The sequence below is a fragment of the Phormidium sp. CCY1219 genome (assembly GCF_055795085.1).
Map to the genome: position 1 here is coordinate 1 of NZ_JAYFEQ010000389.1, position 1,894 is coordinate 1,894.

Below are 1,894 nucleotides of genomic sequence, written 5' to 3' on the forward strand. Positions count from 1 at the left end.
TGGATGAAGGGTTCGTAACAGTTGAGTTTCTAACGAGTCCGATTTTAACTAATCAGTAAGTGGTCTCGCCATCGTAGTCTCGCCATCGTAGGGTGGGCACTCAAGTTATTGAGAATAACCATCGGACTCGTTGCCCGAAACCCTTACTCTGGGGTCGATCCGCATAGGTCAACGACAAAATGCGGGTTTCGGGGATTGGCTGACCTCTGCGGATTTACAAATCTTTATAAATCCGCAGTTTGTTTTGAAAAGACGTTCTTCCCTATTGGAAGTTTAGCAGTTTTGAGGGGAAAGTTGATTGTTGATTGTTGATTGTCCGCCACCGTTGAGGGTTGGAGGGGCAAAAAAATCCCCCAGGGGTGAAACCTGGGGGGGGTGGAGTGGATTGACCGCCTAAATAATGTAGAAACTGGGGGGGGTTGGGGCAAGTCGCTACCGAGGGTCAGGGTTTTGGCAAGGGCGCTTTCCCCAATCCAATACAATCGGACATCATCCTCTTCGAGTTTGACAAAGTGCTTCATTTTCTGATGCAGTTGCTGCATTTCCGCCAAACTGAGGAAGCACTCAAATACGGATTTTTGCACCCGTCGCCCGTACCCTTCCAAAAACGCAGCCAACTTCAACCGACGACGGTCATCCGGAATATCGTAAACTACTAATACCAGCATCAGTCCACTCGAATAAACGACTCATAAGGAACCCCATCGACCAGGGCTTTTTTGTACCGCTGCACTTGCAATTGAATCACTCGTCGGTACGAGACTTTTTCCTTCACATCGGGATGGGAAATCTTCACCGAAATCCGTTGCTCAAAATGTTTGAGAAAAACGCGCCGCCCTGCGGGAGTCAGGTAGACCCCGCCCTCTTGATTCGGCCAAGTAAAATCCGTAGGGCGCAGGATTTTTTGGTTAACCAGCTTAATCATCAGAGTATCGACGATGGGAGAGCGAAATTCCTCCATCAAGTCAAACGCCAGACGGGGTTCTTTTTTCTCAGAACGGTGGAGATTGCCGATATAGAGATTGAGTCCTTCGGCTAAAATAAAGCTGAGAACATTATTAAACAGCAGGGTATAACCAAAGCTCAACATTGAATTTACCGGGTCTTTGGGCGGACGGCGATTGCGTTGGGTAAAGGTAAATCCCGGATTGGCAATCAGTCGTCCGATCGCTTGAAAATAGCGCGTTGCTGCCACGCCTTCATACCCGCGCAATTCATCTAAGGTGAGGTTGGCATTTTCGATAGCAATTAAATCGCGAGTGATGCCGGCGATCGCCATTCGTGATGCGAGTTTTCTGTGGATGCAATTGCAATCCCATGCCATCCAAAATTTGAGCGATTTGCTGCTGTGCCTCCACAATCCGGTTGCGACTCCGGGTCATCACCACAAAATCATCGGCGTAGCGCACCAACTTCAATCCAGAAGCACAGATAATTTCATCAAAATCATCCAGATAGATATTCGAGAGAAGTGGCGAAATTGACGCCCCTTGAGGCAGACCTTTTTCTGGTAAAATCAATCCGGATTGGGTAAGGATTCCGGCATTCAACCAAGCGTCAATCAAAGAGAGTACCCAAGAAAGATTTAACCGTTCTGCCACCTCTGCCAAGAGGCGCGGATGCTCGACGTTATCGAAATATTTGACAAGATCGCCATCCAACACCCAGTCATAATCGCGATCGCGCCAGTAGGCGACCTGTCGGACTGCCTGATGGTGGCCGCGCCCCGGTCGATAGGCAAAACTACAGGATTCAAACTCGGGTTCCATTTGCGGATGCAACACCTGCAATAACGCCTGCTGAACGATGCGATCGCGCTGTAGTTGCAACACCCCACGGGGGTTAAAACCCCCGTCTAACATATAAAGTCGGTTAAAACCGACTAAAAACAATG

General features: G+C 48.8%; 3 protein-coding genes. All 3 read right to left on the reverse strand.

Going from position 1 to position 1,894, the window contains the following annotated elements:
- Window positions 1-224: 224 nt before the first annotated feature.
- Window positions 225-668, reverse strand: coding sequence for a CRISPR-associated endonuclease Cas2 (gene cas2 / locus AC0QH1_RS07770; protein ID WP_324630457.1), 444 nt, complete (start codon window positions 666-668; stop codon window positions 225-227).
- Entirely contained in the window at window positions 668-1,279 is a 612-nt protein-coding gene (gene cas1, locus AC0QH1_RS07775) for a CRISPR-associated endonuclease Cas1 (RefSeq protein ID WP_324630458.1), read from the reverse strand. Before cas1 ends, cas2 begins: the two co-directional genes overlap by 1 nt.
- Window positions 1,215-1,894 (reverse strand): reverse transcriptase domain-containing protein (locus AC0QH1_RS07780; RefSeq protein WP_324630459.1); only part of this gene is annotated, 680 nt, incomplete at its 5' end. The genes cas1 and AC0QH1_RS07780, both read right to left, overlap by 65 nt.